The organism is Aeromonas eucrenophila (assembly GCF_000819865.1).
Lineage (GTDB): Bacteria > Pseudomonadota > Gammaproteobacteria > Enterobacterales > Aeromonadaceae > Aeromonas > Aeromonas eucrenophila.
In genome coordinates, this window is record NZ_CDDF01000005.1 from 564,279 (window position 1) to 580,830 (window position 16,552).

Annotated in this window: 13 protein-coding genes, 1 tRNA gene and 1 pseudogene; 10 read left to right on the forward strand and 5 right to left on the reverse strand. The window is 60.4% G+C overall.

Translation table 11 applies throughout. From position 1 onward, the window contains the following. Window positions 1-1,038, reverse strand: a complete 1,038-nt coding sequence (purM, locus tag BN1124_RS06520; protein ID WP_033131151.1) for a phosphoribosylformylglycinamidine cyclo-ligase — start codon at window positions 1,036-1,038, stop codon at window positions 1-3. A gap of 175 nt (window positions 1,039-1,213) precedes the next feature. Here purM and upp point away from each other — a divergent pair, with 175 nt between their 5' ends. The 3 genes and pseudogenes from upp (at window position 1,214) to hda (ending at window position 3,828) form a co-directional block, all read left to right on the forward strand. Beyond that, entirely contained in the window at window positions 1,214-1,840 is a 627-nt protein-coding gene (gene upp / locus BN1124_RS06525; RefSeq protein ID WP_005302745.1) for a uracil phosphoribosyltransferase, read from the forward strand. A 135-nt stretch (window positions 1,841-1,975) separates the two neighbouring features. Continuing rightward, window positions 1,976-3,023 (forward strand): annotated as a pseudogene (locus tag BN1124_RS06530) (DUF2066 domain-containing protein). A gap of 103 nt (window positions 3,024-3,126) precedes the next feature. Continuing rightward, entirely contained in the window at window positions 3,127-3,828 is a 702-nt protein-coding gene (hda, locus tag BN1124_RS06535) for a DnaA inactivator Hda (RefSeq protein ID WP_033131154.1), read from the forward strand. A 95-nt stretch (window positions 3,829-3,923) separates the two neighbouring features. Here the strand turns inward: hda and aceA are convergent, their stop codons facing one another. From aceA to BN1124_RS06550, 4 genes are all read right to left on the reverse strand, one after another. Next, window positions 3,924-5,237: an isocitrate lyase gene (aceA, locus tag BN1124_RS06540; protein WP_042640212.1), complete on the reverse strand. Its 1,314-nt coding sequence runs from the start codon at window positions 5,235-5,237 to the stop codon at window positions 3,924-3,926. Window positions 5,238-5,308: 71 nt separating this feature from the next. Further along, window positions 5,309-6,916 carry a malate synthase A gene (aceB, locus tag BN1124_RS06545; RefSeq protein WP_042640213.1) on the reverse strand — a complete coding sequence of 536 codons (1,608 nt, stop codon included), beginning with the start codon at window positions 6,914-6,916 and terminating at the stop codon, window positions 5,309-5,311. A 706-nt stretch (window positions 6,917-7,622) separates the two neighbouring features. After that, window positions 7,623-7,763 (reverse strand): hypothetical protein, encoded by a 141-nt coding sequence (locus BN1124_RS21515; protein ID WP_197066173.1) that lies wholly within the window; start codon window positions 7,761-7,763, stop codon window positions 7,623-7,625. Window positions 7,764-8,053: 290 nt separating this feature from the next. Then, window positions 8,054-8,130 (reverse strand) — tRNA-Pro (locus BN1124_RS06550). Between the two features lie 272 nt (window positions 8,131-8,402). Between BN1124_RS06550 and BN1124_RS21220 the strand changes: the two genes are divergently transcribed. The 7 genes from BN1124_RS21220 (at window position 8,403) to BN1124_RS06580 (ending at window position 16,525) form a co-directional block, all read left to right on the forward strand. Beyond that, window positions 8,403-8,573, forward strand: a complete 171-nt coding sequence (locus tag BN1124_RS21220) for a hypothetical protein (RefSeq protein ID WP_156128104.1) — start codon at window positions 8,403-8,405, stop codon at window positions 8,571-8,573. Next, window positions 8,570-9,109, forward strand: a complete 540-nt coding sequence (tadA, locus tag BN1124_RS06555) for a tRNA adenosine(34) deaminase TadA (RefSeq protein ID WP_082041465.1) — start codon at window positions 8,570-8,572, stop codon at window positions 9,107-9,109. The genes BN1124_RS21220 and tadA overlap by 4 nt, the downstream gene beginning before the upstream one ends. Before the next feature lie 202 nt (window positions 9,110-9,311). Beyond that, on the forward strand, window positions 9,312-11,549 hold the full coding sequence (locus tag BN1124_RS06560; RefSeq protein ID WP_042640216.1) for an ABC transporter permease subunit: 2,238 nt from the start codon (window positions 9,312-9,314) through the stop codon (window positions 11,547-11,549). A gap of 51 nt (window positions 11,550-11,600) precedes the next feature. Continuing rightward, complete coding sequence (pstA, locus tag BN1124_RS06565) at window positions 11,601-13,250, forward strand: phosphate ABC transporter permease PstA (RefSeq protein WP_033131160.1); 1,650 nt, start codon at window positions 11,601-11,603, stop codon at window positions 13,248-13,250. Between the two features lie 119 nt (window positions 13,251-13,369). Further along, the gene (gene pstB, locus BN1124_RS06570; protein WP_033131161.1) at window positions 13,370-14,188 is read left to right on the forward strand and encodes a phosphate ABC transporter ATP-binding protein PstB; all 819 of its coding nucleotides are present in this window, start codon (window positions 13,370-13,372) and stop codon (window positions 14,186-14,188) included. A 101-nt stretch (window positions 14,189-14,289) separates the two neighbouring features. Further along, window positions 14,290-15,000: a phosphate signaling complex protein PhoU gene (gene phoU, locus BN1124_RS06575; protein ID WP_025327511.1), complete on the forward strand. Its 711-nt coding sequence runs from the start codon at window positions 14,290-14,292 to the stop codon at window positions 14,998-15,000. Between the two features lie 193 nt (window positions 15,001-15,193). Beyond that, entirely contained in the window at window positions 15,194-16,525 is a 1,332-nt protein-coding gene (locus tag BN1124_RS06580; protein ID WP_042640218.1) for a polyamine export protein PaeA, read from the forward strand. The last annotated feature ends 27 nt before the right edge of the window (window positions 16,526-16,552 follow it).

The following is a 16,552-nucleotide window of genomic DNA, read 5'->3' on the forward strand; positions in this document are numbered from 1 at the left end:
TCATCGGATGATGACCTGCTCCTCGCCATCGGCCGCCTTGGCGATATGGCCGATGTGCCAGGCGTTCTCCCCTTCGGCCTTGAGCAGGGTCAGCGCCTTCTCAAGCTGGGAGGCGGGCAGGGCGATGATCATGCCGACGCCGCAGTTGAAGGTGCGGTACATCTCGTGGCGGGTGACGTTGCCGGCCTGCTGCAGCCAGCTGAACACCGCCGGCCACTGCCAGCTCTGCTCGTCGATCACCGCCTGGGTGTTGGCGGGCAGCACGCGGGGGATGTTCTCCCAGAAGCCGCCGCCGGTGATGTGAGACAGGGCGTGGATCTCGCACTCCTTGATGAGCTTGAGCACGGGTTTCACGTAGATGCGGGTCGGCTCCAGCAAGGCGTTGGCCAGGGTGGTATCACCCAGCGGCTGATGCACGTCGGCCTTGGAGACTTCCAAAATCTTGCGCACCAGGGAGAAGCCGTTGGAGTGGGGGCCGCTCGCGGCCAGGGCGATCAGGGCATCCCCGTCGCCGACCTTGCTGCCGTCGATGATCTCGCTTTTTTCCACCACACCGACGCAGAAACCGGCGATGTCGTAGTCTTCCCCTTCATACATGCCCGGCATCTCGGCGGTCTCGCCGCCCACCAGGGCGCAGCCGGATTGCTCACAACCCACGCCAATCCCGGTGACCACGGCGGCAGCGGTGTCAACGTCCAGCTTGCCGGTGGCGTAGTAGTCGAGGAAGAACAGCGGCTCAGCCCCTTGTACTATCAGGTCGTTGACGCACATGGCGACCAGATCGATGCCCACTGTGTCGTGCTTCTTGAGATCGATGGCCAGACGCAGCTTGGTGCCCACCCCGTCGGTACCGGAGACCAGCACCGGTTCCTTGTAGCCAGCAGGGATTTGACACAAGGCCCCAAAGCCGCCAAGACCACCAAGGACTTCGGGACGACGAGTACGTTTTGACACGCCTTTGATACGTTCAACCAGTGCATTGCCGGCATCGATATCCACGCCAGCATCCTTGTAGCTCAGTGAGGTTTTGTCAGTCACGCGTATTCCCCGTCATATAAAGAAGTGGAGGGTAAAATTCGGGGCGTATTCTACCAGTGGGCGGGTAAAAGCAGAAAGGAAATCGTTTGCGCGTTTTTGCGTGGAAAAGCTCTACAAGCCGCGGCTTTTATTGTATGATTCCGCGATTTTTTGGCGCCGGTTTGAGGAGATAATAATGAAAGTCGTTGAAGTCAAACACCCCTTGGTCAAACACAAGATCGGGCTGATGCGCGAAGGCGATATCAGCACCAAGCGTTTCCGTGAGCTGGCCAAAGAAGTGGGCAGTTTGCTGACCTACGAAGCGACCTCTGACTTCGAAACCGAGAAAGTTACCATCGATGGTTGGAACGGGCCAGTAGAAGTTGACCAGATCAAGGGCAAGAAGGTCACAGTCGTGCCCATCCTGCGCGCCGGTCTTGGCATGATGGATGGCGTGCTGGAGCACATGCCAAGCGCCCGCGTCAGCGTGGTCGGCATCTACCGCGATGAAGAGACTCTGCAACCTGTCCCTTACTTCGAGAAGATCGTCAGCAACATCGAGGAGCGCCTGGCGCTGGTTATCGATCCCATGCTGGCCACCGGTGGCTCCATGATCGCCACCATCGATCTGCTCAAGAAGAAGGGCTGCCAGTCCATCAAGGTGCTGGTACTGGTCGCGGCGCCGGAAGGCATCAAGGCGCTGGAAGCCGCTCACCCGGATGTGGAACTCTTCTGCGCTTCCATCGATCAGGGCCTGAACGAGAAAGGCTACATCGTCCCGGGTCTGGGCGATGCCGGTGACAAGATCTTCGGCACCAAATAAGTCTTGGTTCTGTCTTCGTGAAGCCGGCCCTGTGCCGGCTTCACGCTTTTTGGTGCTGCGCCTGCCGGTTGCCTTGCTGGGAGGCGCGCCTTGCCGCTACCATAAGCACCATCTCCCATTTCGAGAATCTTCTTTATGTTGAAACGCTTAGTGACTGCCCTCTGCTGTTGCCTGTCGTTTGTGGTGTCGGCCGCCCAGGTGACCGATCTCTATCAGGGCAAGGCACCCACCAGCGGCGACATGACCGCCGCCCAGTCCCAGGCGCTGGGGGATGTGCTGATCAAGGTGACCGGCAAACGGGACATCCTCACCCAGCCGGAGGTGGTCAAGGCGCTGGCCGCACCGGGGGACTATGTGCAGCACTACGGCTATCAGGATGTGGGACCGGTCAAGTTCCTCAAGGCCGACTTTGACGTCACCAAGGTCAACGCCCTGATTGCCCAGAGCAAGTTTGCCCTGCTCGGGCCCGCTCGTCCGCAGTTGGCCATCTGGCTGGTGCTCGATCAAGGTGAGCGTCGCATCCTGCCGGATCAGTCGAGTGATGGCTGGGCCGCCGCCCTGCGTACCCAGACCCAGGCCATGGGCCTGCCGGTCAGCATTCCCTTGATGGATCTCGATGACAACATGGCGGTCAATGCCACCGACGTGTGGGGGCGTTTCGCCGATCCCATCCTCAAGGCGAGCCAGCGTTACGGCGCCGAGATGGTGGTGCTGGGCAAGCTGGCTCCTGATGAGAAAGAAGAGGGCAAGTGGAGCATCGACTGGGGTCTGTACGGGCCTAAGCCGGGTGCCCAAACGGGCGCTGAGTTGGTGGAGCTGACCAAGGGTGAGGGTTCAGGTTCCCAGGCCGAGGTGGCGCAGGGCTTCGCCGATGCCCTGGCCGGCTGGCTGGTGCAAAACTACGGCACCCGCCTCTCCGGCACCATCTCCAGCCAGACCCTGGTGGTGGAAGGACTCGCCGGCATCGACGGCATGATCCAGCTGCAGAAGATGCTGCAAGGCATGGCCAGCGTCAGCAAGGTGGCAATCGGCAATCGGCAAGCTGGAAGGGGACAAGGTCACCTTCAATCTCTCTCTGCAGGGGGACAAGGCCGAGCTGGTGCGGGGGCTGCAACTGGAGAGCCGGCTGCGCCAGATCGAAGACAACGAGAGCGGCTTGCGCTACCAATGGTCGCAGCCTTGATCCTGTCAGCTTTGTTATCACCGCCCGGCCGAGTCCGGGCGGTTCTCTATCTGCCGCTGCGATGATACACTTGGCATCAAATATCACAGTCAAAGCCCAACGAGTGAAGCAACCGGCCCAACTGTCTTTAGCCGTACAATTACCGGATGATGAAACCTTCGTCAGTTTTTATCCCGGCAACAACGCCCATCTGATCACCGCCCTCAAGAACGCGGCCATCGGTCAGGGCGCGCCTTTCCTCTATTTCTGGGGTGCCAAGGGGTCGGGACGATCTCATCTGCTGCACGCCACCTGCGCCGAGGTCAACGCCCGCGACGCGGCCGCCGCCTATCTCTCCCTCGATCAGTTCGAGCAGCTGGATCCCAGCATGCTAGACGCCCTCGAGAGCCTGCCCCTGGTCTGCCTCGACAGCCTGGAGGCCATCGCTGGCAACGCCCTGTGGGAGCGGGCCCTGTTCGATTTCTACAATCGCTGGAAAGAGAAGGGCGAGGGGACCCTGGTGGTCACCGGCTGTAGCGCGCCGCGCAAGCTGGGTCTGCAACTGCCGGATCTTGCCTCGCGCCTCGACTGGGGGGTGAGTTTTCATCTGGACGAGCTCGACGACGAGGGCAAGCTCAGTGCCCTGCAGCTGCGCGCCGAGCTGCGGGGCTTCAAACTGCCCATCGACGTGGGCCGCTTCCTGCTCAACCGGCTGTCCCGCGACATGCGCACCCTGCTCGCCACCCTCAATCAGCTCGACAACGCCTCCTTTCGCGCCAAGCGCAAGCTCACCATTCCCTTTGTCAAAGAGATACTCGAACTCTGATCCCCACTGGTGGCGGCGTCACGTCTCCCCCTGTGACACGAGCAAAAAGAAACCCCGGCACCAGGCCGGGGTTTTTTATTTCTATCAAGGCGTTATCAGTGGAACTGATCTTCTTCGGTGGAGCCGGTCAGGGCGGTCACCGAGGACTGGCCGCCCTGGATGACGGTAGTGACCTTGTCGAAGTAGCCGGTGCCCACTTCCTGCTGGTGCGCCACGAAGGTGTAACCACGCTCGGCGGCGGCAAACTCCGGCTGCTGCACCATCTCGACGTAGTGCTTCATCCCCTCGCCACGGGCGTACTGGTAGGCCAGCTCGTACATGTGGAACCACATGTTGTGGATGCCCGCCAGGGTGATGAACTGGTACTTGTAGCCCATGTCGGACAACTCCTGCTGGAAGCGGGCGATGGTGGCATCGTCCAGGTTCTTCTTCCAGTTGAAGCTCGGGGAGCAGTTGTAGGCCAGGATCTTGTCCGGGTACTGGGCCTTGATGGCCTCGGCAAACTGACGTGCCTCGTCCAAGTCCGGCTTGGCGGTTTCACACCACACCATGTCGGCGTAAGGGGCGTAGGCCAGGCCGCGGGAGATGGCCTGCTCGATGCCGGCCTGCACTTTGTAGAAGCCCTCTGCGGTGCGCTCACCGGTCAGGAAGCCTGCATCGTAAGGATCCGCATCTGTGGTCAGCAGGTCTGCCGCGTTGGCGTCGGTACGGGCGATCACCAGGGTAGTGGTACCGCACACGTCGGCAGCCAGACGGGCCGCGATGAGTTTTTGCACCGCTTCCTGGCTCGGTACCAGCACCTTGCCGCCCATGTGGCCGCACTTCTTGACGGAGGCCAGCTGATCTTCGAAGTGCACGCCGGCGGCGCCCGCTTCGATCATGCCCTTCATCAGCTCAAACGCGTTCAGCACGCCACCGAAACCGGCCTCGGCATCCGCCACGATCGGCAGGAAGTAGTCGATGAAGCCCTTGTCTTGCGGGCCCACCTTGTTGGCCCACTGGATCTGGTCGGCGCGAGCGAAGGAGTTGTTGATGCGCTCCACCACGGACGGCACAGAGTTGGCCGGGTAGAGGGACTGATCCGGGTACATGGTGGAGGACAGGTTGTTGTCCGCCGCCACCTGCCAGCCGGAGAGGTAGATGGCCTCGATGCCGGCCTTGGCCTGCTGCACCGCCTGACCACCGGTCAGGGCGCCGAGGCAGTTGACGTAGCCTTTCTTGGCGCCGCCGTGGATCAGTTCCCACAGCTTGTCGGCGCCGCGCTGGGCTAGCGTGTGCGCCGGCTGCAAGCTGCCGCGCAGGTTCACCACGTCTTCGGCGCTGTAGCCGCGCTTGATCCCTTTCCAGCGGGGGTTCTCTGCCCAGTCTTTCTCGATAGCCTGGATCTGTTGCTCACGGGTCAGTGCCATATCAGTTCCCTCTTTCATTGATTTCACGTGTCCATTGACTTGTTATTGGTGGCCCCGCGAGGGGCTCATATTCAGAGCCGCTCGTAACCGGGCAGCGTCAGAAAATCGATCAGGGTGTCGGCGCAGGTGATCTGCTCCATCAACTCGCTCGCCTCGGCGAAGCGACCAGCCTGCCAGCGGGCCTCGCCCACCTCGGCTTTGACCACCTCCAGCTCCTCGGCCAGCATCTGGCGGAACAGCGCCTTGGTCACCACCTGGCCGTTGGACAGCGATTTGCCGTGGCGGATCCACTGCCAGATGGAGGTGCGGGAGATCTCGGCGGTGGCCGCGTCTTCCATCAGGCCGTAGATGGGCACACAGCCGTTGCCATTGATCCAGGCTTCCAGGTATTGCAGGGCGACTCGGATATTGGTGCGCATGCCTGCCTCGGTGCGATCCCCGCCGCAGGGGGCCAGCAGCTCGGCGGCGGTGATGGGGGCATCCTGGGAGCGCAGCACCCCGATCTGGTTCTTCTCACCGGCAGGAATGGCGGCGTTGAACACGGCCATGGCGGTATCGGCGAGGCCGGGGTGGGCCACCCAGGTGCCGTCGTGGCCGTTGTTCGCCTCCCGCTCCTTGTCTGCCTTCACCTTGGCGAACACCTCGGCGTTCACCGCCGGATCCTTGGCCGGGATGAAGGCGGCCATGCCACCCATGGCCAGGGCGCCGCGGCGGTGACAGGTCTTGATCAGCAGGCGCGAGTAGGCGCTGAGAAACGGCTTGTCCATGGTGACCACCTGGCGGTCCGGCAGGACGCGATCCGGGTGGTTCTTCAGGGTCTTGATGTAGCTGAAGATGTAGTCCCAGCGGCCGCAGTTGAGCGCGACTATGTGATCCTTCATCTGATAGAGCAGCTCGTCCATCTCGAACACCGCCGGCAGGGTCTCGATGAGCACGGTGGCCTTGATGGTGCCGCGGGGCAGGCCGAACCTGTCTTCGGTCCAGGCGAACACCTCGCTCCACCAGCGTCCTTCCAGATGGCTCTGCAGCTTGGGTACGTAGAAGTAGGGGCCGGAGCCCTTGGCCAGCAGCGCCTTGTGGTTGTGCAGGAAGTAGAGCGCGAAGTCGAACAGGCCACCGGGGATGGGGTCACCGTCGAAGGTGACGTGTTTTTCCGGCAGGTGCAGGCCGCGCACCCGGCAGATGAGCACGGCGGGATCGGCCTTGAGGGTATAAGCCTTGCCCTCGGGATTCTGGTAGGAGATGGTGCCGTTGACCGCATCGCGCAGGTTGATCTGACCCTCGATCACCTTATTCCAGGCCGGCGCCAGGGAGTCCTCGAAGTCCGCCATAAAGACTTTCACGTTGGCGTTGAGGGCGTTGATCACCATCTTGCGTTCGACCGGGCCTGTTATCTCCACACGGCGGTCTTGCAGATCGGCGGGGATGCCGCGCACCGTCCACTGGCTCTCGCGAATATGGGCGGTTTCCGGCAGAAAATCGGGGAGTTCACCACCGTCGATCCGGGCCTGACGGGCCACCCGCTGCTTCAGCAGTTCGTTGCGCTGGGGGGCAAAACGTTCCACCAGTTCGGATACCAGGGCCACCGCATCCGGCGTCAGGATCTGCGCGTATTCGGGAAGCATCTCGCCTTGCATGCGCAGGCGGTGGCTGCTGTGGGTCTGGGCCGGTGCCGACATAGGGTTCACTCCTTTGAAAGTTACATTTTGAACTTATTAACTACGACTAACGTCGATCCCTGTTTTCATTAAACTCCCCGTAACAGCGGAGTAACACGACTCATAAGGTGCAAAAGTTTGCCCGCTCCGTCAACCTGATTTTTAAAACGACTGTTTTCGACTGGTGCTTAAGTTGATGTTTTTAATGGATTTACGTGATTAGCATAAAAGCTCTACGCAGATGGTTATGCTCTTGCTTATTCCCCTCGCCAGGTGGGCGTGAGGCGCGCCGCATCGAGCGGAGAAAATGTAATTAATTACGTAATAAAATTACCAATGCAAAAACAAATCCCGACCTTACTCCAGGCTTTGTAAAAACATCTGTATGAAATCCATTCTACGAATGCAGTCGGCATCCAGCTCCCAACGGGATTGATTGATGAACTGTTGTTTAAAACCTGATGGTGAATTCTATGGGCGGGGCATGGATGACGCTGTCGGGGCTGAAATGACGCGCAATAACGTAGGTTTGTATCAAGGGGCCCAGGGGGGAGGGGAGGTAGAGGTGGGGATATAAGCAGCGAATAATATCGACATGGTGCAGTTAGCTAGCATTTTGTCGTTATTTTTGTCGGCGGCTATTTGGGGGTATCCAAGATGCGGTGCCGGACAACAAAACCGGCCGTTCGTCTGTGGTGTCGATGGGAAGGGGATGAGTGGCTTTGCCTCAGTAATCCTCGTCCGGGGCGGCGAGATCGATCACATCGAGGTGTACCATGCTGCCGCCTTCGGCATCGCCGGACTCGAGCGCGGGATGGGAGGTCGAGAGAAGGGGCTGCTCGGGCTGAGTATCAACTGCGTGTGTCATGGGTGCTTGCCTCATTGGATTGCAAGCCGGTCGGTGACTCCCTCACCCGAATATCCACCTCCCTGTATGCATGGCCGGCGGAAAAGTTGCGTATCCTAGCGGCACTTTATGAAAGCTTCAAGTGGTTCTGTATAAAAAACATTCCAGCACTGTGTTTACGGTTGCTGGCAGCAGGATGCGGGTGTGAAGAGGCGAATAAGAGAAGAAGATAGCGAGAGGGGTGATGCAGGCAAAGAGATGCAGGCAAAAAAATAGCCCAGTCGCGAGACTGGGCTATTTTTCGGGGAAAATGGTCGGTGTGAGAGGATTCGAACCTCCGACCCTCTACACCCCATGCAGATGCGCTACCTGGCTGCGCTACACACCGACGAGGTCAGTTCGAGCTGACGGAAGGGAGTCTAATGATATGAGCAACGGGGTGCAACTCCTTTTTTATCAGACAGATGCCGACTGCTTCTTTATTGCGCAGCCCCTCCGTTTCACGGGGAAGTGCGACTTGGGCCCGGGCGAGAGATTTGGCATAATCGCCGCCCGCTTGCCGGGCGGTATCTGACGATGGCGACGCCTGATACCCTGAGTTCGTCACGGATCGAACCGGTGTTATCGTCTTTTGAATGCAGATAAACGAGAGGAGCGGGCGTGGAGCCAGCAGAGAACACTGACGCCATCAATCAGGCACAGCAAGACGAGCGCTGGATACGCCATACCATGGCGCTGGCCGCCAGGGCCGAGGGGGACACGGGTGAGATCCCGGTCGGCACGGCGCCGATGTTCAAGGCACACAGGCAATATAAAGAGGTAAGGGCGTGACGCCATCAGAGAATGCTGATTCCGTTGAACAAGCACAGCAAGACGAGCGCTGGATGCGCCATGCCATGGCGCTGGCCAGCAAGGCCGAAGGGATCGGCGAGATCCCGGTGGGGGCCGTGCTGGTGCTGGGGAACGAGGTGATAGGCGAGGGTTGGAATCGCTCCATCAGCGAGCACGACGCCTGCGCCCATGCGGAGATCATGGCGATCCGTGCCGCCGGCACCCGGCTGCAAAACTACCGGCTTCTCGACACCGTGCTCTATGTGACCCTCGAGCCCTGCTGCATGTGCGCCGGCGCCCTCATTCACAGCCGCGTCAAGCGGGTGGTGTTTGGCGCCCGGGATCTCAAGACGGGGGCGGCGGGCTCGGTGTTCGAGATCCTGCAGGATCCCCGCCACAACCACAGGGTCGAGCTCCGTGGGGATGTGCTGGCGGATGCCTGCTCGGCCCAGCTGTCGGCCTTTTTCAAACGGCGCCGGGCCGAGAAGAAGGCGCAGAAACTGGCATCGCAACCCGCGAGTGATACGCCCGCCTGACTCCCGCAAGGGGGCGCCCGCCCTCCTGTCCTACTCCCTTTTAAATACCCTTATATAAACAAGCGGTTGGCGCTCTCTCACCGAGACGGGTCCAGCCCTGTTTGTCCTTGAAAGAACCTGCGTTTCATCGCGTCCGATGTAACAAAACTGTCATGCAACCGCCATATAATGCCGCCAAGCCTAGCTCACATTGAGGTTTTGCATGTCATCGGAATCGATCAACCTGGTCATGGCGGGCAGTAGAAAACGCCGGATCAAGGACAAACTGGCCAAGTACGGAGTCACCACTGGGGGTGGTCTGGTACTGGTGGCCTTGCTGCTTATATTCTTCTACCTGCTCTATGTGGTGAAGCCCATCTTCAATGGCGCCAGCATGGACGCGACCTCTTCCTTTACGCTGCCGGTGCAGGGCAAGACCGCCTGGCTTGGCGTCGAGGAGCAGAACGAGATCGGCTATCGCTTCAGCGACAAGGGAGAGGTCAGCTTCTTCGTGGTGCAAGCCGATGGCAACCTCAAGGTGGGTCAGGTACTGGGTCAGACCCAGATCCCCGGCAACATCAGCGCGGTCGCCGCCCCTGCCCCTGGCCAGAAACTGATCGCCTACGGCTTTGCCGATGGCAAGGCGCTGGTGGTTCAGCCCTACTTCAAGGTCTCCTATCCCAACGACGTGCGCGTCATCGAGCCCAGCCTGCAGTATCCCTTCGGTGAAGCGCCCATGGTGCTCGATCCACAGGGCAAGGCGCTTACTCGCATGGTGTTCGAGGCGACCAAGGACAAGATGGCCGCCGCCGCCGTGACCGAAGATGGCCGTGGCGTGATGGCGGTGCTGAGCGGCGAGGAGAACTTCCTCTCCGGCGAGATCGAGTGGAGCAGCCAGAACTACAGCATTCCCTCCCTGCCGCGCCAGGTGGATCAGATGCTGCTGACCCCCAACCTGCGCATCCTGTTCGTGCGCGAGGGCAACCGCCTGTCGGTCTATGACATCCACAACCTGGATGATATCTCCCTGCGCGATGTCATGGAGATCAATGCCCCGAACGCCAACGTGACCCAAGTCGCGCTGCTCTCCGGCGCCTCTTCCCTGCTGGTGGGCAATGACAACGGCGTCATTTCCCAGTGGTTCGAAGTGGCCAAAGATGGCAAGCGCTCATTTACCCAAATTCGTGACTTCAAGGGCGATGGCCCGGTCGATCTGCTGACCCCTGAGCACTTCCGTAAAGGCTTCATCAGCAGCGCCAAGGACGGGACAGTCAACTTCTTCCACGCCACCGGCGAGACCAAGCTGCTGAGCGAGAAGGTCGAAGGCGGCACCATGGCGGCGCTGGCCATTTCCCCCCGTCACAACCTGCTGCTGGCGCAGCAGGAGAACAACTTCAAGCTGTTTGACGTCGAAAACGATCACCCCGAGGTGACCTGGTCGGCGCTCTGGCAACAGGTGTGGTACGAAGGCTATCCCGAGCCGCAATACGTGTGGCAGTCCACCTCCGCCAGCAACGACTTCGAAGCCAAGCTGAGCCTGGTACCGCTGGTGTTCGGGACCCTCAAGGCCTCCTTCTACGCCATGCTGTTCGCGGTGCCTCTCGGCGTGGCCGGAGCCATCTACACCGCCTACTTCATGTCGGCGGGTCTGCGCAAATACGTCAAGCCGACGGTGGAAATCATGGCGGCGCTGCCGACCGTGATCCTGGGCTTCCTGGCCGGTCTCTGGCTCGCCCCCATCATCGAAGGGGCGCTGCCCGGGGTGATCCTGCTGCTGATCCTGCTGCCGATGGGGATGCTGCTGACGGCGCTGGTCTGGAACTATTTACCGGAGCGTGGCCGCCAGTGGCTGCCGGAAGGCTGGCACGCCATCCTGCTCATTCCGGTGTTGCTGTTCATCGGCTGGGGCGCCTTCGCTTTGAGCCCGCTCATCGAGAACGCTTTCATGCACGGGGATTCCCGCATCTGGCTGACCCACGAGATGGGCATCAAGTTTGACCAGCGCAACTCCCTGGTGGTCGGTATCGCCATGGGCTTCGCGGTCATTCCCACCATCTTCTCCATCGCCGAAGATGCGGTGTTCTCGGTGCCCAAGCACCTCACCCAGGGGTCCCTGGCACTCGGCGCCACCCCCTGGCAGACCCTGAGCCGCGTGGTGATCCTGACCGCGAGTCCGGGCATTTTCTCGGCGGTGATGATGGGCCTTGGCCGCGCCGTGGGCGAGACCATGATAGTGCTGATGGCGACCGGCAATACCCCCATCATGGACTTCTCCATGTTCCAGGGGCTGCGTACCCTGGCGGCGAACATCGCCGTGGAAATGCCGGAGTCGGAAGTGGGCAGCTCCCACTACCGGGTGCTGTTCCTCGCAGCCTTCGTCCTGTTTGTGTTCACCTTTATGTTCAACACCCTGGCCGAGTTCATTCGTCAGCGGTTGCGCGAAAAATACAGCTCTCTGTAATGAGCCGTTCTATTGAAAAGCGGCGTTCTGTATATGGACAAGGAATCAACAATGGGTAAGTGGTTTAAATCAGGGGCCCCCTGGATCTGGATGACAGGCGGCGCCGTCAGCCTGAGTCTGGTGGCCGTACTGGGTCTGTTGCTGCTGATCGGCTGGCGTGGTCTGGTCTACTTCTGGCCGCACCCCATCTATGAGTGGCAGTTGGAAGACGCGGCCGGCAACAAGAGCGTGCTGATCGGCGAGATCAACGATCGCGAAGAGGTGCCGGTGGAGCGCCTGCGTGCCGCCGGCCAGGCGCTGGCCGGAGAAGAGCGCGAGCTGCTGACCCGTTATCTGGTCAAGACCGGCAACCGTGAGTTCGTCGACCTCGACTTCCGCTGGGTGCTGGAGACCGACATCAAGTCTCGCACCCTGCCGGCCGAGCTCGCCATGGTGGAACGCACCACCAACGGCAACTTCTACGGCTACATCACCTCGGTGAAGGAAGATGGCAAGGAGCTGACGTCGGATCTGCACCCAGCGCTGCAGCGGGTGCTGGCCCGGGCCAACGCGCTTTCCGAACAGGCCAACGACCTGCAAAAGGGTGACATCGGCAGCATCAACTATCAGCTCGAGAAGCTGCGCCTCAAGGAGCGCAAGGCCGAGCTGGATGGCAAGCTGACCGATCAGCTGAAATCCCAGCTGGCCGCCGAGCGCCAGGCGTTGGGCGAACGCTACCAGGGGCTGGAGAAGGAGCTGTTCTCCCTGCGCAGTCAGGCGGACAGGGACAGCATCGTCGTCAAGGACATGCGGGGCGAGCTGGTCACCATGCCCATGTCCAAGGTACTGGACGTGGTCTGGCCCAACGACATGAGCCTGCCGGCCAAGGTGGGACACTGGTTCCATCAGATTGGCAAGTTCGTCTCCGACGATCCCCGTGAGGCCAACACCGAGGGCGGCGTCTTCCCGGCCATCTTCGGCACCGTCTTCATGGTGCTGCTGATGGCGATCATCGTCACTCCACTCGGGGTGGTGGCGGCGGTCTACCTGCACGAATATGCGGGCAAGAACAGCCTGACCAAGATCATCCGCATCGCGGTGATCAACCTGGCGGGCGTGCCCTCCATCGTGTACGGCGTATTCGGTCTGGGCTTCTTCGTCTATACCCTGGGCGGCTCGCTGGATCAGCTGTTCTACCCGGAAGCGCTGCCGAGCCCGACCTTTGGCTCCCCCGGCGTCATCTGGTCGGCACTGACCCTGGCCATCCTGACCCTGCCGGTGGTGATCGTCTCCACCGAAGAGGGGCTGGCGCGTATCCCCAGCACCATCCGTCAGGGTTCCCTGGCGCTGGGTGCCACCCAGGCAGAGACCCTGTGGCGCATCGTGCTGCCCATGGCGAGCCCGGCCATCATGACCGGCCTTATCCTGGCGATAGCGCGCGCGGCGGGTGAAGTGGCGCCGCTGATGCTGGTGGGGGTGGTGAAATTGGCACCGACCCTGCCGATGGATGGCAACTTCCCGTACCTGCACGTGGAGCGCAAGTTCATGCACCTGGGCTTCCACATCTACGATGTGGGCTTCCAGAGCCCGAACGTCGAGGCGGCGCGGCCGCTGGTGTATGCCACTTCCTTCCTGCTGGTGACGGTGATCGTCGGCCTGAACCTGACGGCTATCGGTATTCGTAACCACCTGCGCGAGAAATTCCGGTCGCTGGAGCATTAATCCGGCCACCCAGTACAGAGACAGGCGATGAGCGGCCCGAGAGCGGGTAGCCATCTGCCGCAACGCATGAGACGGTCGCTGGAGTCGCTCCGGCCACCTTGAACTGATTGAGGTAACAGATGATCAACGTAACACCGACTTCGACCCAGCATACCGCCCTGGACTTGCTCAACCTGAGCCCGGAACAGACCGCGCTTGAGGTCAAGGATCTCAACCTGTATTACGGCAACAAGCAGGCGTTGTTCAACGTCAACATGAAGATCCCCAAGGGGCAGGTGACAGCCTTCATCGGCCCGTCCGGCTGTGGCAAGTCGACCCTGCTGCGCTGCATCAACCGGATGAACGATCTGGTGGAGATCTGCCGCATCGAGGGGGAGATCCAGCTGCATGGCCACAACATCTATGACAAGGGGGTAGATGTCTCCGCCCTGCGCCGTCAGGTGGGCATGGTGTTCCAGCGCCCGAACCCCTTCCCCAAGTCCATCTATGAGAACGTGGTCTATGGCCTGCGCCTGCAGGGCATCAACGACAGACGCACTCTGGATGAGGCCGCCGAGCGTTCACTGCGCGGCGCCGCCCTCTGGGAAGAGGTGAAGGATCGTCTGCATGACAATGCGTTCGGCCTGTCCGGTGGTCAGCAACAGCGGCTGGTGATCGCCCGGGCCATCGCCATCGAGCCGGAAGTCTTGCTGCTCGATGAACCGACCTCGGCGCTGGATCCCATCTCCACCCTCACCATCGAGGAGCTGATCAACGAGCTCAAGAGCCAGTTCACCGTAGTCATCGTCACCCACAACATGCAGCAGGCGGCGCGGGTGTCGGATCAGACCGCCTTCATGTACATGGGCGAGCTCATCGAGTACTCGAACACCAACACTATCTTCACCACCCCGGCCAAGAAGAAGACCGAAGACTACATCACCGGTCGTTACGGCTAAGGGGCGAGGGAAAGAGTGGTATGAACAGCATGAATTTCAGCGAACACATTAGCGGTCAGTTCAGTGGCTAAGGCATAATCGGAGCGATAAGGATTATTTGTATGGACAATATGAACCTCAATAAACACATCTCCGGTCAGTTCAATGCCGAGCTGGAGAACGTTCGCAATCAGGTGCTGGTGATGGGTGGCCTGGTGGAGCAACAGCTGACCGACGCCATCTCGGCCATCCACATCCAGGATCTGGATGCGGCGCGCAAGATCGTGGCCAACGACCACAAGGTCAATGCGATGGAAGTGGCGATCGACGAGGAGTGCACCCGCATCATCGCCAAGCGTCAGCCCACCGCCTCCGACCTGCGGCTGGTGATGGCCATCATCAAGACCATCACGGATCTGGAGCGCATCGGCGACGTGGCGGACAAGATTGCCCGCATGCTGACCGACAACGCCAACAAGCCGCAACCGCCGCTGGTGTCGCTCGAGAACATGGGGCGCCGCACCATCAAGATGCTGCACGATGTGCTCGACGCCTTCGCTCGCATGGATCTGGAGGCGGCCATCGCCGTCTACAAAGAAGACGACAAGGTGGATCGGGAGTACGAGTCCATCATCCGCGAGCTGATGACTTACATGATGGAAGATCCCCGCACCATTCCCCAGGTACTGAACGTGCTGTGGGCGGCGCGGGCCATCGAGCGGGTCGGCGATCGTTGCCAGCACATCTGCGAATACATCGTCTATTACGTCAAGGGCAAGGACGTGCGCCACACCAAGGCGGATGAACTGAGCGATCTGCTCGGCAAGCACTGAGTTAGAAATGAATAAAAAGGCGCATTAAGCGCCTTTTTTGTTGCATTGAACGACGGCTTGAGATAACGCCACTCACCGAGTGCTTTTTCTGCTAGAATATGGCCCCTGTGTGAGTCTCGGATGGACTCACGGTCTGGTATCCTGGGCCCAGTTTGCCGTCTTGTGCTAAGGCGGCTGTCGCAATAGGTTAATCATGAGTTTTGCCGATAGTTTATTCTTTTTGATGCTGCTGGTAGCCGGCAGCGTGTTCTTCTCCCTTTCCGAGATCTCTCTCGCCGCCTCCCGCAAGATCAAGTTGCAGGTGATGGCCGACGAGGGAAACCGCCATGCCGAAAAGGTACTGGCGCTGCAGGCCCAGCCGGGTAACTTCTTCACCGTGGTGCAGATTGGCCTCAACACCGTCGCCATCCTGGGCGGCGTCTTGGGCGAATCTGCCCTGAACCCTGCCATCAAGACCTTCATCGCCGGCTTCTATCAAGGCCCATGGCTCTCCCAGCTGAGCTCGGTCGTCTCCTTCGTGGTCGTCACCAGCCTCTTTATCCTGATAGCGGACCTGATGCCCAAGCGTCTGGCCATGAGCATGCCGGAGCGGGTTGCCGTGGTGGTGGTGCGCCCCATGCTGCTGTGCGTGACCCTGCTGATGCCGCTGGTGTGGTTCTTCAACGGCATGGCGAACGCGCTGTTCCGCCTGCTGCGGGTCTCCATGATCCGCAACGACGAGATCACTTCTGACGACATCTATGCGGTGATGGACGCGGGCGCCGAGGCCGGCGTCATCCAGCGCGAGGAGCATCAGCTCATCGAGAACGTGTTCGAGCTGCAGTCCCTTGGCGTCACCTCCGCCATGACGGCCCGCGAGAGCCTCATCTACTTCACCCTGCAAGAGGGCGAAGAGAGCATCAAGGCCAAGATTGCCGAGCACCCCCACAACAAGTTCCTGGTGTGCGATCACAACCTCGACAGCATCAAGGGCTTCGTCGATGCGAAAGAGCTGCTGATCCGCGTCATCAGCGGCCAGAGCATCGATCTCAACAGCGGCTCTCTGGTGCAGAACGTCATCATCATCCCCGATACCCTGAACCTCTACGAGGCGATGGAGTACTTCAAGAATCATCGCGGCGACTTCGCCGTGGTGATGAACGAATACGCTCTGGTGGTGGGCATCGTCACCATGAATGACCTGATGAGCACCGTCATGGGGGAATGGGCCACCCATGCGATGGAAGAGCAGATAGTGCAGCGGGACGAGAACTCCTGGCTGGTGGACGGGGTGACCCCCATCTCCGACGTGATGCGGGCCTTCGACATCGAGGAGTTCCCGGGGAACCAGAATTACGAGACCATCGCCGGCTTCATCATGTTCATGTTGCGCAAGATCCCCAAGCGCACCGATTCGGTCAAGTACGCGGGCTACAAGTTCGAAGTGGTGGACATCGACAGCTACAAGATCGATCAGCTGCTGGTGACCCGGGTCGAGCCCGTCAATACCGACAAGCAGGTGCCGGAGTCGCACCCCGCGGTCTGATCATCGGTTTGCCTCGAGATAAAAATG